Source organism: Brevundimonas sp., from assembly GCF_016742135.1.
Lineage (GTDB): Bacteria > Pseudomonadota > Alphaproteobacteria > Caulobacterales > Caulobacteraceae > Brevundimonas.
In genome coordinates this window covers 209,885-236,592 of sequence record NZ_JACVCG010000004.1, presented here as the reverse complement: position 1 = coordinate 236,592, position 26,708 = coordinate 209,885, and the positions used below count along the sequence as shown (strand labels likewise).

23 protein-coding genes are annotated in these 26,708 nt (G+C 67.4%); 10 read left to right on the top strand and 13 right to left on the bottom strand.

All coding sequences use genetic code 11. The features are described from left to right. Window positions 1-212: 212 nt before the first annotated feature. Window positions 213-1,031 (top strand): PhoH family protein, encoded by an 819-nt coding sequence (locus IBJ06_RS10225; RefSeq protein WP_292160173.1) that lies wholly within the window; start codon window positions 213-215, stop codon window positions 1,029-1,031. Between the two features lie 4 nt (window positions 1,032-1,035). On the opposite strand, the gene IBJ06_RS10220 is transcribed toward IBJ06_RS10225, so the two are convergent. The 5 genes from IBJ06_RS10220 to IBJ06_RS10200 all read right to left on the bottom strand — a co-directional run bounded on the left by IBJ06_RS10220 (window position 1,036) and on the right by IBJ06_RS10200 (window position 8,980). After that, window positions 1,036-2,349, bottom strand: a complete 1,314-nt coding sequence (locus tag IBJ06_RS10220) for a cation:proton antiporter (protein WP_292159909.1) — start codon at window positions 2,347-2,349, stop codon at window positions 1,036-1,038. Between the two features lie 87 nt (window positions 2,350-2,436). After that, window positions 2,437-5,127 carry a pyruvate, phosphate dikinase gene (gene ppdK, locus IBJ06_RS10215; protein WP_292159906.1) on the bottom strand — a complete coding sequence of 897 codons (2,691 nt, stop codon included), beginning with the start codon at window positions 5,125-5,127 and terminating at the stop codon, window positions 2,437-2,439. 171 nt (window positions 5,128-5,298) lie between these two features. Further along, entirely contained in the window at window positions 5,299-5,670 is a 372-nt protein-coding gene (locus tag IBJ06_RS10210) for an endonuclease domain-containing protein (protein WP_292159902.1), read from the bottom strand. Between the two features lie 113 nt (window positions 5,671-5,783). Beyond that, on the bottom strand, window positions 5,784-8,093 hold the full coding sequence (gene glyS / locus IBJ06_RS10205) for a glycine--tRNA ligase subunit beta (RefSeq protein ID WP_292159899.1): 2,310 nt from the start codon (window positions 8,091-8,093) through the stop codon (window positions 5,784-5,786). Next, complete coding sequence (locus IBJ06_RS10200; protein WP_292159896.1) at window positions 8,093-8,980, bottom strand: glycine--tRNA ligase subunit alpha; 888 nt, start codon at window positions 8,978-8,980, stop codon at window positions 8,093-8,095. The genes glyS and IBJ06_RS10200 overlap by 1 nt, the downstream gene beginning before the upstream one ends. A gap of 106 nt (window positions 8,981-9,086) precedes the next feature. Between IBJ06_RS10200 and IBJ06_RS10195 the strand changes: the two genes are divergently transcribed. Next, a complete protein-coding gene (locus IBJ06_RS10195; protein WP_292159892.1) occupies window positions 9,087-9,848 on the top strand; it encodes a polysaccharide deacetylase family protein in 762 nt (253 codons plus the stop codon). A gap of 202 nt (window positions 9,849-10,050) precedes the next feature. On the opposite strand, the gene IBJ06_RS10190 is transcribed toward IBJ06_RS10195, so the two are convergent. From IBJ06_RS10190 to IBJ06_RS10170, 5 genes are all read right to left on the bottom strand, one after another. After that, window positions 10,051-10,974 (bottom strand): hypothetical protein, encoded by a 924-nt coding sequence (locus IBJ06_RS10190; RefSeq protein ID WP_292159889.1) that lies wholly within the window; start codon window positions 10,972-10,974, stop codon window positions 10,051-10,053. Window positions 10,975-11,078: 104 nt separating this feature from the next. Next, the gene (locus tag IBJ06_RS10185) at window positions 11,079-11,771 is read right to left on the bottom strand and encodes a fasciclin domain-containing protein (RefSeq protein WP_292159886.1); all 693 of its coding nucleotides are present in this window, start codon (window positions 11,769-11,771) and stop codon (window positions 11,079-11,081) included. Window positions 11,772-11,934: 163 nt separating this feature from the next. Continuing rightward, window positions 11,935-12,810, bottom strand: coding sequence for a 4-(cytidine 5'-diphospho)-2-C-methyl-D-erythritol kinase (locus IBJ06_RS10180; protein WP_292159883.1), 876 nt, complete (start codon window positions 12,808-12,810; stop codon window positions 11,935-11,937). An 8-nt stretch (window positions 12,811-12,818) separates the two neighbouring features. Then, complete coding sequence (locus IBJ06_RS10175; protein ID WP_292159880.1) at window positions 12,819-14,537, bottom strand: tetratricopeptide repeat protein; 1,719 nt, start codon at window positions 14,535-14,537, stop codon at window positions 12,819-12,821. Window positions 14,538-14,654: 117 nt separating this feature from the next. Continuing rightward, window positions 14,655-16,412 (bottom strand): electron transfer flavoprotein-ubiquinone oxidoreductase, encoded by a 1,758-nt coding sequence (locus IBJ06_RS10170; RefSeq protein ID WP_292159877.1) that lies wholly within the window; start codon window positions 16,410-16,412, stop codon window positions 14,655-14,657. A 125-nt stretch (window positions 16,413-16,537) separates the two neighbouring features. Here IBJ06_RS10170 and IBJ06_RS10165 point away from each other — a divergent pair, with 125 nt between their 5' ends. Then, entirely contained in the window at window positions 16,538-17,401 is an 864-nt protein-coding gene (locus tag IBJ06_RS10165) for a uracil-DNA glycosylase (RefSeq protein WP_292159873.1), read from the top strand. Between the two features lie 200 nt (window positions 17,402-17,601). Further along, window positions 17,602-19,194: a lytic transglycosylase domain-containing protein gene (locus tag IBJ06_RS10160; protein WP_292159870.1), complete on the top strand. Its 1,593-nt coding sequence runs from the start codon at window positions 17,602-17,604 to the stop codon at window positions 19,192-19,194. Between the two features lie 183 nt (window positions 19,195-19,377). On the opposite strand, the gene IBJ06_RS10155 is transcribed toward IBJ06_RS10160, so the two are convergent. Continuing rightward, window positions 19,378-20,046 carry a glutathione S-transferase family protein gene (locus IBJ06_RS10155; protein ID WP_292159867.1) on the bottom strand — a complete coding sequence of 223 codons (669 nt, stop codon included), beginning with the start codon at window positions 20,044-20,046 and terminating at the stop codon, window positions 19,378-19,380. Window positions 20,047-20,137: 91 nt separating this feature from the next. On the opposite strand from IBJ06_RS10155, the gene purB reads away from it, so the two are divergent. Continuing rightward, window positions 20,138-21,436, top strand: coding sequence for an adenylosuccinate lyase (purB, locus tag IBJ06_RS10150; RefSeq protein ID WP_292159865.1), 1,299 nt, complete (start codon window positions 20,138-20,140; stop codon window positions 21,434-21,436). Between the two features lie 152 nt (window positions 21,437-21,588). After that, window positions 21,589-22,176, top strand: a complete 588-nt coding sequence (locus tag IBJ06_RS10145) for a fasciclin domain-containing protein (RefSeq protein WP_292159863.1) — start codon at window positions 21,589-21,591, stop codon at window positions 22,174-22,176. Window positions 22,177-22,325: 149 nt separating this feature from the next. Here IBJ06_RS10145 and IBJ06_RS10140 read toward each other — a convergent pair whose 3' ends face one another. After that, window positions 22,326-22,649 carry a DUF1476 domain-containing protein gene (locus IBJ06_RS10140; protein WP_292159862.1) on the bottom strand — a complete coding sequence of 108 codons (324 nt, stop codon included), beginning with the start codon at window positions 22,647-22,649 and terminating at the stop codon, window positions 22,326-22,328. 280 nt (window positions 22,650-22,929) lie between these two features. On the opposite strand from IBJ06_RS10140, the gene purC reads away from it, so the two are divergent. The 3 genes from purC to IBJ06_RS10125 all read left to right on the top strand — a co-directional run bounded on the left by purC (window position 22,930) and on the right by IBJ06_RS10125 (window position 24,453). Continuing rightward, on the top strand, window positions 22,930-23,688 hold the full coding sequence (purC, locus tag IBJ06_RS10135; RefSeq protein ID WP_292159861.1) for a phosphoribosylaminoimidazolesuccinocarboxamide synthase: 759 nt from the start codon (window positions 22,930-22,932) through the stop codon (window positions 23,686-23,688). Then, a complete protein-coding gene (purS, locus tag IBJ06_RS10130) occupies window positions 23,688-23,921 on the top strand; it encodes a phosphoribosylformylglycinamidine synthase subunit PurS (RefSeq protein WP_292159860.1) in 234 nt (77 codons plus the stop codon). Before purC ends, purS begins: the two co-directional genes overlap by 1 nt. A 67-nt stretch (window positions 23,922-23,988) precedes the next feature. After that, window positions 23,989-24,453, top strand: coding sequence for a YbhB/YbcL family Raf kinase inhibitor-like protein (locus tag IBJ06_RS10125; RefSeq protein WP_292159858.1), 465 nt, complete (start codon window positions 23,989-23,991; stop codon window positions 24,451-24,453). A 5-nt stretch (window positions 24,454-24,458) separates the two neighbouring features. Here IBJ06_RS10125 and IBJ06_RS10120 read toward each other — a convergent pair whose 3' ends face one another. Then, window positions 24,459-25,385 (bottom strand): hypothetical protein, encoded by a 927-nt coding sequence (locus tag IBJ06_RS10120; protein WP_292159857.1) that lies wholly within the window; start codon window positions 25,383-25,385, stop codon window positions 24,459-24,461. A gap of 162 nt (window positions 25,386-25,547) precedes the next feature. Between IBJ06_RS10120 and IBJ06_RS10115 the strand changes: the two genes are divergently transcribed. Continuing rightward, window positions 25,548-26,669, top strand: a complete 1,122-nt coding sequence (locus IBJ06_RS10115; protein ID WP_292159855.1) for a helix-turn-helix transcriptional regulator — start codon at window positions 25,548-25,550, stop codon at window positions 26,667-26,669. Window positions 26,670-26,708 lie beyond the last annotated feature (39 nt).

Below are 26,708 nucleotides of genomic sequence, written 5' to 3'. Positions count from 1 at the left end.
CCGCCGGATTTCATCCGGCGCAGTCGCTTTCGGAGGTGGCGCATGATGTGCCGGGCTCGACGGGGTTACCCGTTGAACGACATCCCCCCCAAGGTGCGGGCCGCTCCCGGCGGTCTTCGTCCCGACCCCGGTCGTCGCGCAGCCATCCGTCGCGATTTCCTCCCCCAAGCCCAGTCAGGCGATGCCGTTCCGGTGTCGCCTTTTTTCATGCCCTGGAGGCGTCCATGACCAAGCGCTCAGCCCTCAAGCGTCAGACCCGCGAAGCCGCCCGTGAGTTCGGCGTGCTCGATACCCCTCAGTTCATCGAGGAGGCCAAGGTCCGGCGACTTCCCCCGCACGTGGGCAACGGCCGCGGGAATCAGCGCCAGGGCTGGTCGCCCTATCCATCGAACGACGACCGCGACCAGGCCTATCTGAAGACGCTCAAGCCCAAGTCGGACGGTCAGGCCGAGCTGATGGAGGCCATCGACAACCACAATATGGTGCTGGCGCTGGGCCCGGCCGGCACCGGCAAGACCTATCTGGCGGTGGCCAAGGCGGTCGAGGCGCTTGAAGCGGGCAGGGTCGGTCGTATCGTCCTCAGCCGCCCCGCGGTCGAAGCGGGCGAATCGATCGGCTTTCTCCCCGGCGACATGGAGGACAAGCTGGCCCCCTATCTGCGGCCGCTCTACGATGCCCTGTCGGACCGGCTCAGCATGAAACGGGTCAAGGCCCTGATGGCCGAGGGACTGATCGAGATCGCGCCCATCGGCTATATGCGCGGGCGCACCCTGAACAACGCCTTCGTGGTCGTCGACGAGGCCCAGAACTGCACCTATGTCCAGCTCAAGATGCTGCTGACCCGGCTGGGCTGGCACTCGACCATGGTGGTCACCGGCGATCCCCACCAGTCCGACCTGCTGCCCGGAGTCTCGGGCCTGTCGGACATTTCCGAGAAGCTGAAAAAGGTGCCCGACATCGCGGTGGTTCACCTGGCCGAGCGCGACATCGTCCGTCACCCGCTCGTGGCGTCGATGATCGGAGTGCTGTGACGGCTCAACCCGCCTTCGGCTTGGGGTCGGGGGCTGTGGGCTCGGGGATGTTCTTGACGTGGTCGATCTCGGTCAGTTCGGGCACGCTGATACCCTCGGGATCCGCGGCCTCGGCCCTTGCGATCCGCGCGGGGTCCGGCTTGGCTCCCATCCGGTCGATCCAGGCGAAGACGAACGGATTCAGCGTGATCGACAGCAGGGCCGCCGACAGGATCAGGTCGTGCGTCTCGCGGCTCATCGCCCCCAGGTACATCGACAGCGCCGCCAGGATGAAGCTGAACTCGCCGATCTGAGCCAGGCTGGCCGCGACGGTCAGGCCGGTCTTCCGGTCCAGCTTGAACAGGCCGGTGATGACCAGCGCCGCCAGCGACTTGCCGATGATGACGATGAACACCACGCCGAGCACGCCTATGGGTTCGCGCAGGATGATCGATGGGTCGAACAGCATCCCCACCGAGACGAAGAACAGCACGGCGAAAGCGTCACGCAGCGGTAGCGACCGCTCGGCCGCATTATGGCCCAGGGGTGTGCCGTTCAGCACCAGACCGGCGACGAAGGCCCCCAGGGCGAAGGACGCGCCGAACACCGCATAGGCCAGCCAGGCGATGCCCAGGGCGATGGACAGAACGCCCAGGGTGAACAGCTCACGCGATTTGGTGTGCGCGATCCGCACTAGAAGCCAGGGCAGCACCCGCCCGCCGACGATCAGCATCAGGCCGACGAAGGCCGTCACCTTCAGCAGAGTCAGGCCGATGCTGGAAGCTAGGGCCCCCGTGTCCAGAACCGTCCCCGCCGGCACCACGATCAGCGGCAGCAGGACCAGGGCGATAACGATCACCAGATCCTCGACGATCAGCCAGCCGACCGCGATGCGACCGATCTCGCCCTTGGACTGCTTGCGCTCTTCCAGGGCGCGGATCAGCACGACGGTCGAGGCCACGGACAGCGAGAACCCCAGCAGCAGGGCCTCGACGTCGTTGAGCCCGAGCAGGAACCGGCCCAGCAACCAGCCCATGGCGGTGGCGGCCCCGATCTGCACGATCGCGCCCGGCAGGGCGACCTTCCTGACCTTCATCAGATCCTGGGGCGAGAAATGCAGGCCCACGCCGAACATCAGCAGGATCACGCCGATCTCGGCCAGCTGGGGAGCCAGTTCCATGTCGGCGACATAACCCGGCGTGAAGGGGCCGACGACCACACCCGCCACCAGATAGCCGACCAGGGGCGACAGCTTCAGCCGGTTGGCGATCATGCCGAACACGAAGGCCAGGACAAAGCCTCCGACCAGGGTGAGAATCAGGCTGTCGGCGTGCGGCATCCGGCCTCCGTCGCGGCATGGGGATCAATAGGGGCGGCTCCACCCAAATGGGCGAAAACACTGCGCCGCGCAAGGCAGGACATGCCCTTACCTGTCCTTCTCGCGTTCGGTACCGGACCGAGCGTCCAGGGCCGCCTGCGCCGCCGCCAGCCGGGCGATGGGCACGCGATAGGGTGAGCAGGACACATAATCCAGGCCCGCCGTTTCGCAGAAGGCGATGGACGACGGATCGCCGCCATGTTCGCCGCATATGCCCAGTTTGACGTCCGGACGCACGGCTCGCCCCCGTGCCGCGGCAATCTCGATCAGGCCGCCCACGCCGTCCCGGTCCAGCCGCACGAAGGGATCGGTCTCGAAGATGCCCTTATCCAGATAGGCTTGCAGGAAACGCCCCGAGTCGTCACGGCTGATGCCGAAGGTGGTCTGGGTCAGATCATTGGTGCCGAAGCTGAAGAATTCAGCATGTTCGGCCAGATCGCCCGCGCGGATGGCGGCGCGTGGCAGTTCGATCATGGTGCCCACCAAGTATTCGACACGGTCGCCCGCCGCCTCGAATACGGCCTGGGCCGCGCGGTCGGTCAGCTCGCGCAGATATTTCATCTCCAGACCCATGGCGACCAGCGGGTGCATGATCTCCGGGACAGGAGCTTGGCCCGACGCCGCCTTCACCTCCAGCGCCGCCTCCAGTATGGCGCGCACCTGCATTTCGTAGATTTCGGGATAGGCGACGCCCAGGCGGCAGCCGCGATGGCCCAGCATGGGGTTGGTCTCATGCAGTTCGCGGGAGCGACGTTTCAGCTTGGCCGCGTCGATGCCGCTCGCCGCCGCAAGCGCATCGATATCGGCGTCCGAATGCGGGATGAATTCGTGCAGCGGCGGGTCCAGCAGGCGAATGGTCACCGGCAGGCCCGCCATGATGGTGAACAGCTCGACGAAATCGGCCTTCTGGAAGGGGGCGATCTTGGCCAGGGCCGCGCGGCGACCCGTCTCTTCGTCGGCCAGGATCATCTCGCGTACGGCGGCGATGCGCGTGTCGTCGAAGAACATGTGCTCGGTGCGCGACAGGCCGATGCCCTCGGCGCCGAAGCCGCGCGCGGTGCGGGCGTCCAGCGGCGTTTCGGCGTTGGCGCGGACCTTCAGGCGGCGGATGCCGTCGGCCCAGCCCATCAGGGTCTGGAAGTCGCCCGTCAGCTCCGGCTCGATCATCGGCACGGCGCCGTCCAGAACCTCGCCCTTGCCGCCGTCGATGGTGATGACCTCGCCCGCCTTGAAGGTGCGGCCGCGCGCGGAGAAGGTCCCGGCCTTCTCATTGATGGCGATCTCGCCCGCACCCGAGACGCAGGGACGCCCCATGCCGCGCGCCACGACCGCCGCGTGGCTGGTCATGCCGCCGCGCGCCGTGACGATGCCGCGCGCCGCGTGCATGCCGTGGATGTCTTCCGGCGAGGTCTCGTCGCGGACCAGGATGACGGCGTCGCCCTGCTGGCCCAGACGTTCAGCCTCGTCAGCGTCGAAGACGATCTTGCCGGTCGCTGCGCCCGGCGAGGCGGGCAGGCCCGCCGCGACCACGGTGCGCGCCGCCTTGGGGTCCAGCGTCGGGTGCAGCAGCTGGTCCAGCGCCGAGGGATCAACGCGGCTGACCGCCTCCTCCTCCGAGATCACCCCTTCCGAGGCCAGATCGACCGCGATCTTCAGCGCCGACTTGGCCGTGCGCTTGCCGTTGCGGGTCTGCAGCATCCACAGCCGGCCCTGCTCGACCGTGAACTCGATGTCCTGCATGTCGCGATAGTGGCTCTCCAGCCGGCCGACCACGTCGACGAACTGGTGGAAGACCTCGGGCATGGCCTCTTCCATCGAGGGGGCGGTCTCGCCCATCTCCTCGCGGCCGGCCCGGGTCAGCGACTGCGGCGTGCGGATGCCCGCCACCACGTCCTCGCCCTGGGCGTTGATCAGAAACTCGCCGTACAGCCGCGCCTCGCCCGTCGAGGGGTTGCGGGTGAAGGCCACCCCGGTCGCCGAGGTCTGGCCCATATTGCCGAACACCATCGACTGGATGTTGACCGCCGTGCCCCAGCTTTCGGGGATGTCGTGCATGCGGCGATAGAATTTCGCCCGGTCATTCATCCAGCTGTCGAACACGGCACCGATCGCACCCCACAGCTGATCGTGCGGATCCTGCGGGAAGGGCTGGCCCAGCCGGTCCTCGACCACGGCCAGATAGTCGGCGATCACGGCCTGCCAGTTGTCGGCATCAAGGTCGGTGTCGATGGTGACGCCCAGACGGTCCTTGTGGTCGTCCAGCACCTCCTCAAAATCGTCGTGGCTCAGGCCGAGCACGACGTTGGAATACATGGTGATGAAGCGGCGATAGCTGTCGAGGGCGAAGCGCCGGTCCCCCGACAGGGCCGCCAGACCCTCGACCGTCTGGTCATTCAGGCCCAGGTTCAGCACCGTGTCCATCATGCCGGGCATGGACGCCCGCGCGCCCGACCGCACCGAGACCAGCAGCGGATTCTTCACATCGCCGAAGGTCTTGCCGGTGATCTGCTCGACCCTGGCCAGACCGGCCTTCACCTGATCGGCCAGGGCATCGGGATAGCTCTGCCCGTTCGAGAAATAGTGGACACAGGCCTCGGTGGTAATGGTGAAGCCCGGCGGCACGGGCAGGCCCAGCGACGACATCTCGGCCAGATTGGCCCCCTTGCCGCCCAGCAGGTTCTTCATCGACGACTCGCCGTCCGCCGATCCCCCGCCAAAGCCATACACCCACTGAGTCATCGTGCCCGTCCTCGCCTCACTGCTCCGGTTCTGACTAGCGCGCCGCACCCGCGAAGGCGAGGCCGCCGCCGTAACAATCCGTGAGCGGGTGTGACGATCCCAGCTGTCTCCTCCCTGTTGCGAAGCAATGGGGAGGTGGCCGGATGCGAAGCAGCCGGACGGAGGGGCTCTTCAGTCTGGTAACCGCCGTTTCGCCCATTCCAGAATCTGCCCGGCCACACCATCAAGATTGATGCGCACATCCTCGGCGGCGATCCGCAGCACCGCCAGTCCCTGCCGCCGCAGCCAGTCGTCGCGTGTCCCGTCTCGGAGAGACTGTTCCGGCTCGAAATGCCCCATGCCATCGACCTCGACGGCCAGCCTCGCTTCCGCACAATAGAAGTCGAGTACATAGGGCCCGATGGGGTGTTGTCGGCGAAATTTCAGGCCGGCCAGCTGGCGGCCCTTGAGAACCTGCCACAGCCGGGCTTCTGGCGGCGTCATGACCCGGCGTTGAACCCGGGCCCTTGATACGCTTCCGGGTGCGGCCAAGAGCCCCTCCACCGCTACGCGGTCCCCCTCCCCATCTGCGATGGGGAGGTGACAGTCTTGTCTCCTCCCCGTTGCGAAGCAAGGGGGAGGTGGTCGGATGCGAAGCAGCCGGACGGAGGGGTTCTTTACCCCCCCACCTTCCCGAAATCGGCGACGCGACCCATCACGGCCCGCACCTGGCCCAGCAGTTTCAGGCGGTTGTCGCGTTCGGCGGGGACGTCGGAGTTGACCATGACGGCGGTGAAGAAGGCATCGACCGGCGCGCGCAGGGCGGCCAGCGCGGTCATGGCGGCGGCGAAATCCTCGGTGGCCAAGGCGGCTTCAACCTCGGTCCCGGCCTTCGCCACGGCGGCGATCAGGGCGGTTTCCTCGGGCGAGGCGCCGTCCAGCGCGACGGGTTCGCCCTCGGGCAGCTCGCCCTTCTTGGCCTCGGCCCGCAGGATGTTCGACGCCCGCTTGTAACCGGCCAGCAGGTTCTCGCCGTCCTCGGTCTCGAGGAAGGCTCCCAGCGCCTCGACCCGCCGCACAATGCGGACCAGATCGTCGTCGCCCAGTGCAAACACCGCATCCACCAGATCGTGTCGCTGGCCTTGGTCGCGGAGCAGAACCTTCAGGCGGTCGGCGAAGAAGGCGAGGAGGTCGAGCGTCGTCGCTTCGACCCGGCGAGAGCTGCGCCGCTGCGGCGAGCCATCGACCATAAAAAGCTCGACTTCATTCTTGAAGCCGTCTTCGCGGTCCTTGAAGCCGAGCCCATCGTAATAGAAAAAGCATTGCTGGCGCAGCCGGGACTTGAGGTCCACTCGAGCGCCCATCTCCAACACCAGCCGGATCACCCCCAGTGCCGCCCGCCGCAGCGCGAACGGGTCCTTCGAGCCGGTGGGCTTCTCGTCGATGGCGAAGAAGCCGACCAGGGTGTCCAGCTTGTCGGCGAGCGCCACGGCGACGGTCAGCGGCGCGGTCGGGACCGCATCGTTGGGGCCCTGCGGCTTGTAGTGGTCACGAATGGCGTCGGCGATGGCGTCGCCCCACCCGCCCGCTTCGCGGCCACCCTCCCCATCAAGGGGAGGGAGAGCGGCGCCGTCTCCCTCCCCCGTGTGGGGAGGGTCCGCCCGAAGGGCGGGGGTGGGGGCCAGCCGCGCATAATAGCCACCCATGATCCCCTGCAGTTCGGGGAATTCCCCCACCATGCCGCTGGCCAGATCGGCCTTGGCGAGGCGGGCGGCCTGTTCCGCCTGATCGGGGTCGGCGCCGACCAGCGGGGCAATCTCGCGGGCGAGCGCCGCGATGCGGTCGACCCGCTCGGCCATGGTCCCGAGTTTGGCGTGGAAGGTGACGCCCTTCAGCTTGTCCAGCCAGACGTCGAAGCCGACCTTGCGGTCCTCGTCCCAGAAGAAGCGGGCGTCGTTCAGGCGGGCCGACAGGACGCGGGCATTGCCGGCGGCCAGCGCCGTGCCGCCATCGCTGGCCTCGACATTGGCGACCACGACGAAGTTCGGGGCGAGTCGCTGCACGCGTCCGCCCCCCTCCCCGCCTTCGGCGGTACTCCCCCCGCTTTGCGAGGGGAGAGAAACCGCGAAATACTTCTGGTGCACCTTCATCGACAGGCGCACCACCTCGGGCGGCAGGTCGAGGAAGGCCGGGTCCATCTGGCCCAAGATCGGCGTCGGCCATTCGGCGAGACCCGCGACCTCGTCCAGCAGGCCGTCGTCATCGACCAGCTCCAGCCCCTCGGCGTGACAGACGGCCCGGGCCGCCTCCAGAATCCTCAGCCGTCGGTCGCTGGCGTCCAGCAGCACATGCTCGCGCTCCAGCTTCGCGCGATAGTCGGCGAAATCCTTGACCGCAAACGGCCGGCCCGAGCCCATGAAGCGGTGGCCCTCGGTCACATCGCCGCTTTTTAGTCCGCCTACCGCTTCGCTGCTTGAGGCGGGAGCGATGCCGTCGATGGCGAACGGCACCACCGCCCCGTCGAACAGGCAGACGATCCGCTTCAGCGGCCGCACCCAGCGCAGCGTTCCGGTGCCCCAGCGCATCGACTTGGGCCAGGGGAAGTCTCGCACGATCCGCTCGACCATCTCGGGGATCAGGGTCGCGGTCGCCCGCCCCTTTTCCGAGACCACCGCAAACAGCACGCCGTCCCGCTCGACCAGCTGGTCGCGAGTCAGGCCGGTCTTGCGCAGGAAGCCCTCCAGCGCCTGTTCGGGTGCGCTGGTCTTCGGCCCCTTGATCTCTTCCTCGCGGTCGGGCGTCGCCGCCGGCAATCCCTCGACCACCAGCGTCAGCCGCCGCGGCCCGGCAAAGGTCGTCAACGCCTCCCACGTCAGGCCCGCAGCCTTCAGCCGGTCGGTCGCCATCCGCTCCAGATCACGCGCCGCCCCGGCCTGCATCCGGGCCGGGATCTCTTCGGAAAACAGTTCAACAAGAAGCTGGGGCATCAGGCGCGTCCCCTTTCCTGCTCGACCCATTCGGTGGCGCAGGCCTTACAGAGATCCCGGATGCGGCCGATGTAGCTCTGGCGTTCGGCGACGGCGATGGCGCCGCGCGCATCCATCAGGTTGAACAGGTGCGAGGCCTTCAGCACCTGGTCATAGGCCGGCAGCACCAGCGCCTGACCCTGCGGGCCCTTCATGGCCAGCAGGCGCTCGACCTCGGCCACCATGTCCTCGAATCGGCGCTTCAGCCCGTCGACGTCATAGCCATGGAAATTCGCCTCGGACTGCTGGCGCTCGTTCTCGAGGAAGACCTCGCCATAGGTCAGGCCATCCTTGTTGAAGCGAAGATCGTAAACATTATCAACGCCCTGAACATACATGGCCAGGCGCTCCAGCCCATAGGTCAGCTCGCCCGAGACGACATCGACCTCGATGCCGCCGACGCCCTGGAAATAGGTGAACTGCGTCACTTCCATGCCGTCGCACCAGACCTCCCAGCCCAGACCCCAGGCCCCGACCGTCGGGTTCTCCCAGTCGTCCTCGACGAAACGGATGTCGTGCAGTTTCGGATCGATCCCGATGGCCTTCAGCGACCCGAGGTAGAGGGCCTGCAGGTCCTCCGGGTTCGGCTTCAGGATCACTTGATACTGGTAATAGTGCTGCAATCTATTGGGATTTTCGCCATAGCGGCCATCGCCGGGCCGACGCGACGGCTGCACATAGGCCGCTTTCCACGGGCGGGGGCCGAGCGCGCGCAGCACGGTCGCGGGGTGCAGGGTGCCGGCCCCCACCTCGATGTCATAGGGCTGCAGGATCGCGCACCCCTGATCGCCCCAGTATTTGTGGAGGGTCAGGATCAGGTCCTGAAACGAGAGAGGTTCAGTGGTCACGTCAGGCATTTCGTCCGGGGAAGAAGGCGGCGGACCCTAGACGCGCCGGGCCGTGGCGACAAGGCGACTGCACCGTTCCTTAAGCGTCGGCGGGCAGGATGGCGCCATGAGACAGCTGGACCAATTCCGCAGGCGCGCCGCCCGCTATCTGGAGATCGAGCCGGTGACCGTGGCGCCCGTGCGCGGCCTGTTCAGCCTCAGCTTCGACGACTTTCCCGAGAGCGCCTGGAGCGTCGCCGGGCCGATCCTCGCCGACCACGGGGTTCTGGCGACCTACTATGTCTGCGGCGGGCTGGAGCGCGGCACCAACCTCGACCTGCCCCAGTTCACCACCGATCAGCTGCAGGCCCTGCATGCGGCGGGCCACGAGGTCGGCTGCCACACCTTTGGCCACGACAGCGTCTTGCGGCTGGACGGCCCGGCGCTGGCCGACAGTCTGGATCGCAACGCCCGCTGGGTGGCCGAACGGCTGGACGGCTATCGCATGCAGACCTTCGCCTGGCCCTTCGGCGATGCCTCTCTCGGTGCCAAGCGGATCCTGCGCAGCCGGTTCGATCTGTCGCGCGGGGTGCGCGAAGGGCTGAACCTCGGCCGCGAGGATCGGATGCTGATCAAGAGCTTCGGCATGGAGAGCCGCCGCCTGCCAGGCTACGACCTCGAGGCCATGATGGCCGAGGCGGCGGACAAGGGCGGCTGGCTGACTGCCTATGCCCACGACGTCTCCGACCACCCCACCCCCTACGGCTGCACCCCCGCCGATCTCGACCGGGTGCTGACGCTGGCGAAACAGGCCGGCCTGACGATTCTGCCCGTGGATCAGGCGTGGGGAGAGTGTGTGGGGCAGGGCCGCGCGTCGAAGGCGGCGTAAGAGATCGTCATTTCTGTTCCCTTCTCCCGGTGGGACCCGAAGGGCAGCGCGGAGCCTGAGAAGGTGGCGCGCGAGCGCCGGATGAGGGTCGGTGGCCGGGGTCGGCGACCGCCGTTGCAGGACCCGTGCGACGGCTCACGCCGAAGGACAGGGAGAGCCCCTCACCCCCTGCCCCCTCTCCCACGGGAGAGGGGAAAGCTAATTACGCCGCCTCAGCGACGCCCGCCGCCTTCCGCGCATCGGCCCAGCGGATCAGGGCGGGGCGGGGCCAGGCGACGATCCATGAGCGGGCCGTATATTTGCCCTCCTCGATCAGGGCCTTGCGGGTCGGCGAGCTGGTGGCGGCACGCTGGGTGTGGATCTCGCCCGGGCCCTGATGGACCATGAAGGCCCCGTGCTTCAGCGGATTGAGCCGCAGATAGGCCAGCCGCGGGCTGATCTGCTCCAGCGGCGGATCATAGAACCAGCTGGAGCCCAGCATGCCCGCCATCTCCGGGCGGGTCTTCAGGATTTCGGCGGCGGTGGCCCAGGCCCGGTCCCAGCCGGCCTCGTTGAAATCGGACAGTTCGCGGCTCTCGGTGTGCACCTCCAGCCACGGCTTCCACGCCTGGGCGGCGGCATAGGCGGGGATCACCGACCAGCCCCAGCCCTCGCGCGCGTGGCGCAGCACCTGGCCGGGTCCCAGGGGCGAACTGAGGTCGATCATCTGGGTGCGGGCGCCCGGCACGCTCAGCGCCAGCGACAGCCGCACGTCCTTGGCCCAGAAATCGCGGTCATAGGGGTCGGTGGCCTCGGTCAGGAAATCCGCCATCCGCCCGATCCACTCGGGGTAGAGCTCCAGACTGGCCTCGGGCAGGCGTTCTGCGGCGATCCGACCGGGCAGTTCCAGCGCAAAATGGGCGATCATGGCCCGGCGGTGATCGTCCGTCAGTTTGGTCCCGAACGCCGCGCACAAGGCCTCTTCCACCCGGTGGCCGGGCTGGTCGAAATCCCAGTGCGGGGCGGAGGCGACGGCCGCCTCGGCGGCGGCGGGCGCAAGGGCGGCCAACATCTCGCGGTCCCCGGCGGACACACGGTCCCGGACGGCGGTGAAGCGGGCGATCAGGTCGGGGCTGAGCGTTTTCATGGCGCAACCTTACGGGATCACCGGTTTGCGGGCCGTTAAGCGGCGCATACGCAAATGGCCCCGGCGCATGTCCGGGGCCATTCATCAAATCGACCGGGAGGGGTTTATTCCGGGGTCGTGGGCAGGGGGTCGTTCGGCTCCATCGCCTCATCGACCGGATCATCCGGCAGGGTCGGCGGCGTCGCCTCAACCGGCTCCGGCTGGACCGGCTGAGCCACGTCCTCGTCGCCCATCGCGGCCTGCGACGCGGCCGGATTCAGCACGGTATCGATGGCAAAGACCGTGCCGTTGGCGGTCTGGATATCGCCCTCGACCACCGTGGCGGCGTCAACGCGGATGGCGTCACCGGTGCCGTCGAACTGCACCTGGGCACCGGCTGCGGTCGGCACCCCACCGCGCGTGCCGAGGATCTGGTCGGACGCCACATCGGCCGCGATCACGTGATACAGCAGCAGTTCGCGCAGCTCGCCGACATTGGCAGGATCCATCAGACGGGCGCGGTCCGCTTCTGGCAGAGCGGCAAAGGCGTCATCCGTCGGGGCAAAGATTGAAACGGCGGCCTGGCTCTCCAGGACGCTCGTCAGCTCGGCCTGCTCCAGCGCGGCCAGCAGGGTGGTAAAGCGCCCGTCATTGCGGAGCACCTCGGTGACCGAGGGGGCCTCTGCCGCTTCCTGCGGCGTCATGGGCATCGTCTCGGCCGGAGGCGTGGTGGGCGGGGTGGCTTCCTGGGCCAGGGCGGGACCGGCGGCGACCAGGGCGACGGTGGCAACCGCCGACATCATGGCTGTCTTCAGCATGGTAAACTCCATTGTTCGGTTACGCCGGATCGGGGGGAGGGCCAGCGTGAGACTCCACAAGAGTGACCTCTCGAACATGACAATCCATTCATGTTCGATGGAGTTTCAGCTTGACCGCAAATGCCCAGAAATGACCCCGGACGGGGCCGGGATGTGGCGAAAATCAGCCCAGACGCGCTGGCCTGACCCACCAGTGGGGGTGTGCGGAGGTCAAAGCCTCGGCTGCGTGGGCCGCCGCAGCCGCATCGGTATACAGGCCGAACACCGTGGCGCCCGATCCCGACATCCGGACCAGCTGCGCATGCCCCTCGGCCCGCATGGCCTCCAGTGCCGTACCGATGGCGGGTGTGTTCAGCAGGGCTGGCGCTTCCAGATCATTCCTCTGTTCGGCCAGCCATCGGATGACGGCCTCGGCCTCCCAGTTGGCCGGGTCCGCCGGACAGTCCGCCTGACCCTTCCCCAGGGTGTCATAGGCCCCATAGACCGCCCCCGTCGGCGAGGGCACACCCGGATTGACCAGCACGGCATGCAGCGGGGGCAGGCGCGGCTCGGGCGTCAGAACCTCGCCCCGCCCCTCGGCCCGTGCCGGGGTCGCCGCCAGACACATGGGGCCGTCCGCGCCCAGACCCTCTGCCACCCCCACCAGCACCTCATCGTTCAGGTCCGGTGCCAGATACCGCCGCGCCAGCCTCAGGGCCGCGCCGGCATCGGCCGAGCCCCCGCCCAGCCCGGCGGCGACCGGCAGCCGCTTGTCCAGCGTCAGCGACAGGCCCGAGGTCTCCAGACCGGTCGCTGCGGTCAGCCCGGCAAGCGCGCGCAGCACCAGATTGTCGGCGGCCGTCCGGGGCTGTCCTGCCAGCGCGTGCGCGAAGGGTCCCGTCACCGTCAGCCCCGGCGGTCCGTCCGGATCGAGGGTCAGCATGTCTACGACATCGGCGAAGGCCACCAGACTGCACAGCGGGTGATAGCCGTCAGCCCCTACCGGCCCGACATGCAGGAACAGATTGATCTTGGCCGGAGCGGCCTCGTGCCACTGCATGACGACCGTCAGAAGGACCCGTCCGTCGACCCGGCGTCTTCGGACGGAAGCCCGCCCTCCAGCTTGCGCTCGACGGCGGCGCGCAGTTCGGCGTCGGGTTCAAGAGTCAGCACCCGGTTCCACTGGAACACCGCCTCGCGACGGCGTCCGACCTGCCAATAGGCGTCGCCCAGATGGTCATTGATCACGGCATTGGCGGGTTCGCCGTCCACCGCTCCTTCCAGAATGCCCACCGCCTGTTCATAGCGGCCCTGGCGATAGCGGGCCCAGCCCAGCGAGTCCTGGATATTGGCGTTGCCCGGATCGATTTCGGCGGCGCGCGCGATCAGTTCCGCGCCCTGATCGACCCGCCGACCGCTATCGACCCAGATATAGCCCAGATAGTTGAGAATCTCGGGATCGTCCGGCCGGGCCTGAAGGGCGGCCCACAGCTCGGCTTCGGCCTCGTCCAGCCGCCCCAGGGCGTCATAGATGCCCGCCCGAAGGTAGCGTACCGAGTGGTCCTGTGTCGCCGCATTCAGCAGAGGGCCTTCCACCAGCGCCAACGCCTCCTCATGGCGGCCCATGCCGGCCAACTGGCTGGCCAGAAGGAAGGCGATCCCGGCATCCGACGGACGGGCGGAGAAGGCCCTGTTCAACTCCGCGAGTGCCGCGTCCGGCATGCCTTCGCGGCCATAGCTGAGCGCCGCCTGAACCCGCGCCTCGACATAGACGCGGCCGGCTTCCGGTCCGATGCGCGCAAACGTATTGCGGGCCGCGACCTCCAGACTGGCCTCGGCCAGGCTGACGCCGACATTCAGCAGGGTCTCGGGATCGGGGGCCAGGGCATAGGCCAGCCGCAGATAGACGGCTGAAAACTCGTGTGCGCCTTCAATGCTGGCCTGCAGAGCCGCATTCTCGAGCGCCCTGGCCGCGCCTTCCCTCAGGGTCGGCAGGGCCGGCGGACGGCCCCGACCCGCCGCCCGGGCCCGCGCGGCCTGAAGCGAGGGATCCGTGCCAACCTCGGCCTGGGTCGCGTCATAGAGAGCCACCGCGTCGGCCCGACGTCCGCGCCGCTCCAGGAACTCGCCATAGGCCAGGGTGAACAGCTGGCGCCCCCCCCGGCTGGCGATCAGCTGCTGATACTCCGCCTCGGCCTGACCATGATCGCCCCGGATTTCCAGCAGCTGGGCCCGGTGCGACCGCTGGAAAAGGCTGTTGATGTCGCCGGGCCTGCCCTGCACGGGCGCAAGGGCTCGTTCCCAGTCTCCGGCGGCGGCGGCGAGGAAGGGGGCGACATAAGTGCCGGGGCGCGCATGGGGGCGTCCGATCGGCCGGTCCGCGACCACCCCCCAGGCGGCCGCCGCATCCCCGCGCACCAGATGCTGCACCGCCTCGACCAGGCGCCCGGCCTCGGCCAGCACCGGCGGCACCGCCTCGCCGTCCGGCGACAGCCGACCCGCATAGTCGAGGTCACCGCCGATCAGGGACGAGGTGAAGGCCTGAAGCTGCAGCGTCTCGACGTCCGGCGCCAGCACCTGTGCCCGACGCAGATACTCGGCCCCGATGCCGGCCTCGCCCTCGCTGGCCGCCAGCCGTCCGACCAGGAACAGGCCATAGACCGACCGTCCCTCGCTATCGACCGGCACCGGCTCCCAGATCTCGGGCATGCGCGCCGGCGGCGGCAGGGCTTCAGGACGCCCTGTCGGCAACGGCGGCATCTCCTGCGCCTGGGCAGGCGCGGACATCAGGGCGAGCCCGAGAGCAAGGACAGAACAGGTCGCGAGGGGAGAGAGACGCTTCATGGCTTCAAGCCTTCACGGTTTACCGACGGTCCGCAAGAGCCCCCTCGCCCCGCGCGACTCCTACATGTTCGGATAGTTCGGCCCCCCGCCCCCCTGCGGCGTCGTCCAGACGATGTTCTGCGACGGGTCCTTGATGTCGCAGGTTTTGCAGTGGACGCAGTTCTGGGCATTGATCTGGAAGCGCGGATTGGACTTGCCGTCCTCGTCGTACAGCACCTCATAAACCCCGGCCGGACAATACAGCCGCGCCGGCTCGCCATATTTGGGCAGATTGACCTGGATCGGCACTGCGGGGTCCAGCAGCTTCAGGTGCGACGGCTGGTCCTCGTCGTGGTTGGTATTCGAGATGAAGACCGAGCTCAGCTTGTCAAAGCTCAGCTTGCCGTCCGGCTTCGGATAGGCAATCGGCTTGTGCTTCGACGCCGGCTCGGTCGAGGCTGCATCCGTCTTGCCGTGCCCCAGGGTGCCGAAGGGCGACCAGCCCCGGAACAGGCTGGTGATCTGCATGTCGATCCCGCCCAGCAGGGTGCCGAAGAAGGCGCCATACTTCGACAGGAGCGGCTTGACGTTCCGCACCAGTTTCAACTCGCGGGCAATGTCCGAGACCTCATAGGCGGCCTGGTATTCGACCAGCTCATCGCCCGACCGCCCGGCCCTGAGCGCATTGAACGCCGCGTCAGCCGCCAGAATGCCCGACCGCACCGCATTGTGGCTGCCCTTGATGCGCGGCACGTTCACAAAGCCCGCCGAGCAGCCGATCAGCACCCCGCCGGGGAAGGCCAGCTTCGGCACCGACTGATAGCCGCCCTCGGTGATGGCCCGCGCGCCATAGGAGATTCGCTCGCCGCCCTCCAGATGCTCGGCGATCGCCGGGTGATGCTTGAAGCGCTGGAATTCGTCGAACGGCGACAGGAACGGGTTCCTGTAATTCAGGTGCACCACGAAGCCGACCGACACATACCGATCGCCAAAGTGGTACAGGAAGGACCCGCCGCCGGTCTTGTCGTCCAGCGGCCAGCCCAGGGTGTGCTGCACCAGCCCCGGCTGGTGCTTCTCGGCCGGCACTTGCCACAGCTCCTTGATGCCGATGCCGAACTTCTGGGGCTCGGCTGTGTCGCACAGGTTGTGACGGGCCATGATGGTCTTGGCCAGCGAACCGCGCACGCCTTCACCGATAAAGACATATTTGCCGCGCACCTCGATGCCGGGCTCGAAGTCGTCGGTCGGCTTGCCTGAGCGATCCAGGCCGAACACCCCGGCGATCACGCCTGCGACCCGGCCTGACGGCTCGTCCCAGACCACATGGCTGGCGGCCATGCCGGGATAGACCTCGACGCCCAGCGCCTCGGCCTGCTCGCCCATCCAGCGGGTCAGATTGGCCAGCGAGCCGACGTAGCAGCCGTGGTTCTTCATATAGGCCGGTTGCGGCAGCAGGGTGATGTCCAGCTGCCCCTGCGGCCCCAGCACCAGGAAGCGGTCCCTGGTCACGGGCGTGTCCAGCGGCGCGCCCCTTTCCTTCCAGTCAGGGAACAGTTCGCCGAGGCCCGCCGGATCGATCACGGCACCGGACAGGATGTGCGCGCCCACCTCCGAGCCCTTTTCCAGCACGGCGACCGAGACCTCATGACCTTCGGCGGCGGCCTTCTGCTTCAGACGGATAGCGGCGGCGAGACCGGCAGGACCGGCCCCGACGATGACGACATCATATTCCATGGCCTCGCGCTCGGCCCCGGTCAGGGCCTCCACCGCGGGCAGGCGGTCGATCACGGCTTCCTGCCAGGCGTTCTTCGCGCCGCCTTCGGTGGCATCCTTGGCCATATGGTTGGCTCCCCTTGCAAACTTTGTCCGAACCCGGTTCGGTCCGCGGTTGATCCCTTATCAGAAGGTGACGTGGGGGTGGTCAAGGCTTACACCCCGATCATCAACCCTGTGACCCGGCCTGCATGAACGCTTCTCCCGCCGCTTCGGATGCCCTGACCGCGCTTCTGGCCTTCTGGCACGATGCGGGCGTCGAGGACTGTTTCGGCGACGCGCCGGTGGATCGCACGCGCGAAACCGCTCCGCCCCCGCCCGCCAGGGCGACCCGCGCGCCTGGCCCGGCCCGGCCCGGCCCCGTTACACCGCTGCGCGCGGCACCCCCTCCGGGCAAGGTCTCCGCCGACACGGTGGCAGAAGCGGTGGCCCTGGCCCGAACCGTGGCAAGGGCGGCGGATTCGCTGGAGTCCCTGACCGAGGCGATTCGGGGCTTCGAGGCCTGCCCCCTCAGCACCCTGGGCGCGCGTCAGGCGGTGGTCTGGCGCGGAGAGGCCACGGCCCCGCTCATGATCATCGGTGAAGGCCCCGGTGCCGAGGAGGACGCCCAGGGTCTGCCCTTCGTCGGCAAGGCCGGCCGCCTTCTGGACCGGATGCTCAGGGTCGCCAACCTCGAGGATCAGGTGATCATCACCAACAGCGTCTTCTGGCGTCCGCCCGGCAACCGTACGCCCTCCCCCGAGGAGCAGGCGATCTGCGCGCCCTTCGTCGCGCGCGCCTTCGAACTGGTTAAGCCGAAGCTGGTGCTGACCGTCGGCGCCGCCGCCGCCCGCGCCATCCTGCACACCGAAGAGGGCATCACGCGGCTGCGCGGCAACTGGGGCGAATGGCACCTGCCGGAGGGCGGCGTTTCGGCACCCGTCATGCCGACCCTTCATCCCGCCTTCCTGCTACGCCAGCCCCAGGCCAAGGCCATGGTCTGGGCCGACCTGCTGACGGTCGCGGCCCGTCTGGGCGTTCCCCCTCGAGGGCCTGACTCAAAAACGCCCCATTGAGGCGACAGCTATGGCGCCTTCCGGGACGTCCGAGGGGCTGGCATCACCCTTGCGAACGACCCCTGATCCGGCGGGAACCTGATCGGATACGGGACAGACGGGGCAAGGCGACTCAAAGGGGCAGCATGATCCGACGGTTTTCAGACCTTGCGGCACGGAGCTTGTTTGCAGGCTTGTTCGCAGGCCTGGTTGCGATCCTGATGGCTGCTGCCCTGACGACCCCGGCGTCGGCCCAGCCGCGCGTGCTCAGCAACTCCGACCGGCTCAACTACACCACGGCCTATGATGCGCTGCGACGCGGCGACCTCGAGGCCGCCCGCGCCTCGGCCCGCCAGGCCGAAGACCGCGTCCTTCTGGGCCAGGTCGAATTCGCTCGACTGTTCCATCCCGACTACGTCTCCAGCTTTGAGGAACTCAGCGCCTGGCTGGAGGACTATGCCGACCTGCCCGAGGCTCCCCGCGTCTATGCCCTGGCGCTCCGTCGACGGCCTGACGGCGCGCCCGAGCCGCGTCGTCCGCGCCGCGTCGATGGCCGCACCTGGGAGAGCCTGACCGAGGCCGAGGGTGCCAAGGCCGCCCGCATCGCCTTCAACGCGGATGATCTCGGCCGCGCCCATGCCACCGGCATCGCGATCGGCGACTGGTGGGTGGTCGGCCTGTCCGCCTGGCGGATGGGCGATTTCCCCGGCGCCTTCACCGCCTTCGAGCGCGTCGCCTGGGATCCGACCGAGGATGCCTGGGTGCGGGCCGGGGCTGCCTTCTGGGCCGCCCGCTCTGCCGCCCGTTCCGGCCAGCTGGAGCAGATCGACACCCTGCTGCGCCTGTCGGCCTCCTGGCCCGCGACCTTCTATGGCCAGATCGCCCTCTATCAGCTGGACATCGAACCGACGCTCCGGAACTGGGGCCCCCAGCCCTATACCGCCGCCGAGGACGAGGGCCTGCGCGCCATCGCCTTTACTCCCGACATCCGCGTTGACGATCAAAGCCTGATCGCCTTCATCGACCGCGATCCCCAGGCCCGTCGCGTGGTCGCCTGGATCGAGGTGGGCCGGCTGGACGACGCCCGCCAGCAGTTCCGCACGGGCCTCCGTTCCGCCACGACCGAAGAGGACCGCAAGCTGTGGTCCGCCCTGGGCCGAGCCTTCTCTCGACAGCTGACGCCCCGCGCACGTGACGCCGAGGTGATCGACGCCATGCGCTATCCCATGCCGCTGCTCGAGCCCGAGGGCGGCTTCGTCATTGAGCCGTCGCTGGTCTATGCCATTGCCCGCAAGGAGACCGACTTCAATCCGCGCGTCCGCTCCGGTGCCGGTGCCTATGGCCTGATGCAGGTCATGCCGACCACAGCCGCCGAGCTCAGCGGGGACCGGGGCTTTATCTCGGACCCCGAGCGCCTCTACCAGCCGGCGGTCAACATGCGGCTGGGCCAGGCCTATGTGATCAAGATGCTGGGTCTGTCCGCCTTCAATGGCGACGTGCTGCGGGCCGTGGCATCCTACAACGCCGGACCCGGGCCGATGCTGGGTGCGCTGCGAAAACTGGGGCCGGACGCCGACCCCCTGTTGCTGATCGAGACCATCGATGTGCCCCAGGCCCGTGACTATGTCGAAAAGGTCGTGGCCGCCTACTGGATCTACCAGCGTTTGCAAGGACGGCCGCTGAACACACTCAAGGCCGTGGCCACAGGCCAGACCGGCATTTCCATCTATCTGGATTTCGTGCCCCCGCCGCCGATGCCGGAAGGTCCGCTTCCGATCGAATCCGGCCCCCTAAATCAGGCTGCTGAGCAGTAGGGCGCACAGGCTGCAGGCCACCACGATGCTGACGACCACGCTCACCCAGCCGGGCTGGTCGGCGTTTGCGGGTCCGGGGACAACAGGCGAGGACATCGGGGCTCTGGGGCTTGAGGGTGGCGTTCTTTGCCGAACGTGCCCATCCTGCCCCGGTTCCCCCTAAGAAGCGGTGTTTGGTGACGGTTAACCGTTCCCTTTCAGACCCAGCTCTTCGAGGCCCGCCTCGCTCCACTCCAGAAAATCCGGCTGGGACAGCAGGACCCGACAGTATTCGGCCGCCGTCCCGTCATCGCCATGCGCTTCCAGGTCGATGCGGAAGTGACGGAAGCGCGCCGCCACCGGCGTGAAAAAGGCGTCTGCGATCGACCAGTCGCCGAACAGATACGGGCCGCCCTCGCCGAACCGGCCCTTGGCATCCGCCCACATCGCGACCATCCGGCGGATGTCGGCAGACAGGGCCCCGGATGGCTGATGCGCCTCGTCCTGCACCACGCACATCGGATGATGGGGTGCCATGCCCAATTCATTTCGCAGGGTTCCGAACGCCGAATGCATCTCGCAGACCGCCGAGCGCGCCACCCATCGGGCGTGCGGATCGACCGGCCACAGCCGCGCGTGCGGATAGTGTTCCTCGGCCCACAGGGCGATGGCCAGACTGTCCCAGACGGTCACCCCTTCCACCTCCAGCGCCGGCACCTTGCCCGCCGGCGCGTGACGCGCGATCTGCGCGGCGGTATCCGGTCGGTTCAGGGCGACCATCACCTCCTCGAACCCGGCCCCGCAGCGCTTCAGGATCAGCCACGGCCTCAGCGACCATGTGGAATAGGCCTTGTCTCCGAGGATCAGCTTCATGACGGGCTCCCTTAGCTCCGGGCTTCAATGAACCCCGAGCGGATTCGCCGCAACCTTGACTCCCCCGCCTTGCCGACCGAAACGCCAGCCCATGATCACGCGCTATTCCCGCCCCGCCGCCACCGACATCTGGTCCCAGGAGACCAAATACCGGATCTGGTTCGAGATCGAGGCCCATGCCGCGACGAAGATGGCCGAGCTCGGCACCATTCCGGCCAGCGCGGCTGAAGCCATCTGGGCCAGGGGCAGGGACGTGACCTTCGACGCCGACCGCATCGACGAGATCGAGCGCACCACCAAGCACGACGTCATCGCCTTCCTGACCCATGTGGCCGAGATCGTCGGCGAGGAAGCCCGCTTCCTCCATCAGGGCATGACGTCCTCCGACGTGCTCGACACCTGTTTCTCGGTGCAGCTTGCGCGGTCCGCCGATCTGCTGATCGAGGGCGTCGACCGGGTGCTGGCGGCGCTGGAGACCCGCGCGAAGGAGCACAAGCTCACCCCCTGCGTCGGCCGCAGTCACGGCATCCACGCCGAGCCGGTCACCTTCGGCCTCAAGCTGGCCGGTTATCATGCCGAGTTCCAGCGCGCCCGCCGGCGGCTGGTCACCGCGCGCGAGGAAATCGCCACCTGCGCCATCTCCGGCGCGGTCGGCACCTTTGCCAATGTCGATCCCGCCGTCGAAGCCTATGTCGCTGACAGGATGGGCCTCACGGTCGAGCCGGTCTCGACCCAGGTCATCCCGCGCGACCGCCACGCAGCCTTCTTCGCCGCCCTCGGCGTCGTCGCCTCCTCGGTCGAGCGCCTCGCCGTCGAGATCCGCCACCTGCAGCGCACCGAGGTGCTGGAGGCCGAGGAGTTCTTCGACAAGGGGCAAAAGGGCTCGTCGGCCATGCCGCACAAGCGCAACCCGATCCTGACCGAGAACCTGACCGGTCTCGCCCGTCTGGTCCGCTCGGCCGTCACCCCGGCCATGGAAAATGTCGCCCTCTGGCACGAGCGCGATATCAGCCACTCCTCGGTCGAGCGCGGCATCGGCCCCGACGCCACCATCCACCTCGACTTTGCCCTGCACCGTCTGGCCGGCGTGGTCGAGCGGCTGAACATCTATCCGGCCAATATGGAAAAGAACCTCAACCTGCTGGGCGGGCTGGTTCATTCGCAGCGCGTCATGCTGGCCCTGACCCAGGCCGGTGTCAGCCGCGAGGACGCCTATGCGGCGGTTCAGGAGAACGCCATGAAGGTCTGGCGCGGCGAAGGGCAGTTCCTCGATTTCCTCAAGGCCGACACGCGCGTCATTCTGCCCGAGGCCGAGCTCGAGGCCCTGTTCGATCTCGGCTATCACACCAAGCACGTGGACACGATTTTCGCCCGTGTCTTCGGTTCCTGAGCCGGCCTGCGGGCGGCCGCATCCCGGATCACGAAACCGACAGGTGCGGTCACATGTCGCGCCGGAAAACGTGATCACCCCGCATCCTTTCAGCGGCTGGGCAGTATCTCCCCCGGTACCGCAATCCGCGGTTCGCCTCAGGAGAAGCGACAATGAAATTCACCCGTATCCGCGTCATGACGGCCGTCTCGGCCGTCGCCATCCTCGGCCTTGCCGCCTGCAACAGCGAGCCGGAAGTCCCCGCCACCGACACCATGGAGCCGGCGGCAACCGACACCATGGCCCCGGCTGCTGACGGCACGGTCGTGGCCGTGGCCCAGGGCAACCCCGACTTCTCGACCCTGGTCAGCGCGGTCCAGGCGGCCCAGTTGGTCGACACCCTGAACGGGGACGGCCCCTTCACCGTCTTCGCCCCGACCAACGCTGCCTTCGAGAAGATCCCGGCCGACACGCGCAATGGCCTGATGCAGCCCGCCCAGCGTGATGCCCTGACCGGCATCCTGACCTACCACGTGGTTCCGGGTCGTGTGGATGCCGCGACCCTGACCCGGCAGATCGAACAGGGCGGCGGCTCGGCCACCCTGACCACCGTCCAGGGCGGCACGCTGACGGCCCGCGTCGTCGACGGCACCGTCACCCTGACGGACGCGGCCGGCAACACCTCGCGCGTCGTCACCGCTGACGTCGCCGCCTCGAACGGCGTCATCCACGCCATCGATACCGTGGTCATGCCGAACTGATCGAGCGAGAGCTTCGTCTCCGCACAGTCCCATCCTTCCTCGCGCGGAGGCGGACCGGGTGATCCATGAAGTCACCCTAACGGAAATGGCCGCGTCCCTCCCGGGCGCGGCCATTCTTGTACGTCAGCACCCCAGAGACCTGGAGGCGATCAGCCCTCGTTGCGGACCTGGTCGCGGGCGATGGAGGCCAGTTCGTCCATCTTGCCGCGGATCTCGCCTTCCGAGACGGTCAGGCCGGCCCCCTTGAAGTCACCGGCGATCTTGCGGAACACGTCCTCCTCGCCCGGCTGTTCAAAGTCGGCACGGACCACGGCGGCGGCGTATTGTTCGGCGCTTTCGGCGGAGAGGCCCATCTTCTCGGCCGCCCACAGACCCAGCAGCTTGTTGCGCCGGGCGACGGCCTTGAACTCCTGCTCCTGATCGAGGGCGTATTTGGTCTCGAACCCTTTTTCCCGATCGTCGAAGGTGGTCATGGACGTCAAATGCTCCTGTCGCGGCCCCTTGATGGCACGCAGGGCGGTCTATACCCCGCCCGCACCCGAACGCAACAAAAGTCGTTGTCGCAGGCAGGCACACGCGGCCCCGGCCAAGGTTTGTCACCCGGCCTGGCTTCCGCTAAGGAGGGGCACCATCCCTTCCCCCTCAACGGCCTGACCTTGCCCCTGGTGTTTCGCTCCGGATCCTTCCGGCCCGAACGGCAATTCCGGCCCGTGAGTCCCCAAGTCCCGCCGGTATTCCGGCCTCGGAACGCACATGAACGCCAAGCGCAAGAAGCTCTACGAAGGCAAGGCCAAGATCCTCTACGAAGGCCCTGAGCCCGGCACCCTGATCCAGTATTTCAAGGACGATGCCACCGCCTTCAACGCCCAGAAGAAGGCCACGCTCGAGGGCAAGGGCGTGATCAACAACCGCATCAGCGAGTTCATCATGTCGCGCCTGAACGGCATCGGCGTGACCAACCACTTCATCAAGCGGCTGAACCTGCGCGAACAGCTGATCCGCGAGGTCGAGATCATCCCGCTCGAGGTCGTGTGCCGCAACGTCGTGGCCGGCTCGATGAGCCAGCGCCTCGGTATCGAGGAAGGCACCCCCCTGCCCCGCTCGATCATCGAATTCTACTACAAGAAGGATGAGCTCAACGACCCGATGGTCACCGAAGAGCACATCACGGCCTTCAACTGGGCCACGACCCAGGAGCTGGACGACATCCTGGCCATGACGGTGCGGGTCAATGACTATCTGTCGGGCATGTTCGGCGCGGTCGGCATCACCCTGATCGACTTCAAGATCGAGTTCGGCCGCATCTGGGAAAATGACTTCAGCCGCGTGATCCTGGCCGATGAGATCAGCCCCGACAGCTGCCGCCTGTGGGACTCCTCAACCGGCGAAAAGCTGGACAAGGACCGCTTCCGCCGCGACCTGGGCAATGTCATCGAAAGCTATACCGAGGTGGCCCGCCGCCTCGGCATCATGAAGGATATGCCGACCGTGATTCAGGGGGGACTGCACTGATGGCGAAAGTAAAGGTTCACATCTTCCTGAAGCCCGGCGTGCTGGACGTGCAGGGCAAGGCCGTCGAGGGCGCCCTCAACGGCCTCGGCTGGACCGGCGTCTCCAACGCCCGCGTCGGCAAGATGATCGAGTTCGACTTCGATGGCGACAATGCCGACGCCGAGGTCAGGAAGATGTGCGACACCCTGCTCGCCAACACCGTGATCGAAAGCTACCGCATCGAGGTGGAGTAGGGTTCTCGGGGAACCTCAGCGGCGACGCGCCATTGCCTGAAGAACGCCAGATGGACGGGAGTACCCCATGACCTTCACCCTCACCTCGAACGATCTCACCGACGGGGGCGTCCTGCCCGACGCCCAGGTACAGGCGAAGGGCAATACCTCGCCGCACCTCAAGTGGTCGGGCGCGCCCGCGGGCACAAAGTCCTTCGCCATCACCTGCTATGACCCCGACGCCCCGACCGGCTCGGGCTTCTGGCACTGGACGGTGGCCAACATCCCCGCCGACGTCACCGAAATCCCGGCGGGCGGTCCCCTGCCCTCCGGCGCGGTCGAGGGCCGCACCGACTTTGGTGAGCCCGGCTATGGCGGCGCGGCCCCGCCCCCCGGCCACGGCCCGCACCGCTACATCTTCACCGTCTTCGCCGTCGATACCGAGACGCTGGACGTCACGCCCGAGAATTCGGGCGCCGTGTTCGGCTTCAACCTGCATTTCCACACCCTGGCCCGGGCCTCGATCACGGGCATCTATGAGAACGTGGGTTAGGGACCTCAGCGGGACGGCGGTCGGGGGGCCTCTTGCGCCGCGGATTCCTCCGGGTTGGAGGCCGTGGTGATCAGCCACCACCGGGCATAGCCACCAACGCAATCGGTCAGCTGTGCCGAGCCGTTACGGCGTTCCAGGCAGGTGAATTCGCTGGATGTGGAGTTGGCGTAGACGGCACCCATCCTGACCTCCGCGTCCTTCTCGGGATGCGGAATGGTTTCAAGTCTGACCCGGAACGGTCGTCCGCAGATGTTTGTGAAACGCATACCGTATTTCCAGTACACACGGTCGGAACGGGTCGGCAGGGCCTCGGCGGTCACGCACGGTTGTCCCGACGGATCGAGGAAGGCGGCCGAAAAACCTGTCTCCGTTCCGATCGGGGACGAATTCGATCCCGACTCGCCCCCTGTCGGAACATAGGGCTCGATCGAACCGTAGATGCGTCCGCCCGTCGGTTCCAGGGGCCCGCTGGAATCTGTGGAGGCGCTTTGTGGACGGGCCGGACATTGCCGACGGTTCAGGGTGTACTCGTTGCAGCCCATTTCATAGCGCGACGTAACCGACGGGACCCAGTTGTCATAAGAGTAGGACGAAGGCTCCAGCGGCCCGCCATTCTCACTCATGAACCGCTCGGATCGCACCGACCCGTGCCAATAGCCGTCCACCATCGTGCCGGTCCAGCGTTCGACGATCAAATCACCCTCAACGGCAATCCGCGCCTCCAACACGCCGGCCCCGTTGATCGGCGTGCCGGGCTGGCAGGCACCTGACCAGGTGAAAGGAGGCGGTGCGCCAGCCGCCTCGCCATGATCAATGCCGGCCAAATAAAAGAGACACCCCTGTGTGGTTCGCTCTTCGATCCAGACGGGATCCTGAGCTGTTCCCGGGCTGCTGGCGAGGGCCGCGGCAGCGAGTGTTGATATGATCGACATGAATATTCCCCATCCCCCTTTGGCGTAACGTCTGTCTAAGACGGTCTGCGGCCCCCGCATCATGCAAATGCAATACGCGCAGCCGTCTCTTCCCCGTCGTCGTCCGCAATGGACGATTTTGGAAACCATCGATACCTTATCTGCGAGAGTGAGATGTGTCGCATGGCGGTTGACGGGTACGCTGCGATTGATCGGGCCCGCGTCCTTCTTCTGGAAGCCGCGCTGGACGGCACCCTTTGGCCCGAGGCCTTGAGCGCCGTGGCGGCGGCCTGTGGAGCCCGATCCGGACAACTGATCGACGTTCGAAGCGACGGCGGCGTCGGTGTCCACTGGCTGACCGAAGTCTCCGAGGGCTTCGTCGAGGAAGTCGAAGCCTTCGGGCTGGCCAATCCCGTGGTCAATCCCCGGATGCGGATCGGGGCTGGCGCGCCGCTCATGAAGGCGGTCGCCGATCAGGACTATGTCGACGCGGAAACCCGCGCGCGTCATCCGATCTATGCCGAACTGTTTGATGTCCACGACCTGTGGTTCAACTGCCAGGTCGTCGTGCGGCGCGACGGGGACCGTCTCACCCGCATGTCGGTCAGCCGCACCCGCCGCCAGGGCCCGATGGACGCCGAGGCCTTTCGCGCCTTCGACGCCCTGGCGCCCTACACCGAGGCTGCTGTCCGGTTTCAGTCGACCCTGGACGCGGCGCGCCTGGGGGCGGTGGTCATGGCCTTCGATGCCGTCTCCGCCGCCGCCTATCTTCTGGACGAAGCCGGCCGGGTGGTCGCCACCTCTGCCGGCGGCGAGAGCCTGGCGGCCTCGGCCGACATTGTGCGGCTACAGGGCCACGATCTCCTGCCTGCCCGCCCCGAGCATCACGCAGCCTTCATCGAGTGCATCGGTCGGGCGGGCGCCGCTGCCCGATCAGGCGTCGTCGCCCTCAATCCACCCCTGACGTTGTGGTCGGTGAACGGGGACCGCCAGATGGCCTTCGATATCCAGCCTCTGCCTCTGGCCCGCACCAGCCTGGCCCACGGTCCGGCAGTTCTCGTCCTGGCTCGCCCCAAACAGCAACCTGCGGTCGCCCCGGCTGACCTCCTGATCCAGCGATTCGCCCTCACCCCGGCAGAGGCCGCCGTTGCCCTGCACGTCGCCGAAGGCGACGCCCTGGCCGACATCGCCGAGGCTCGGGCAGTTTCGATGGGCACGGTCCGCAGCCAGCTTCAATCCATCTACGCGAAAATGGATCTGCACCGTCAAGCCGAACTCGTCCTGGCGATCCGCGCCCTGGTCTGACAGAAGGCCTCGATCACCGCGACCCAGGAAAACGCCGGT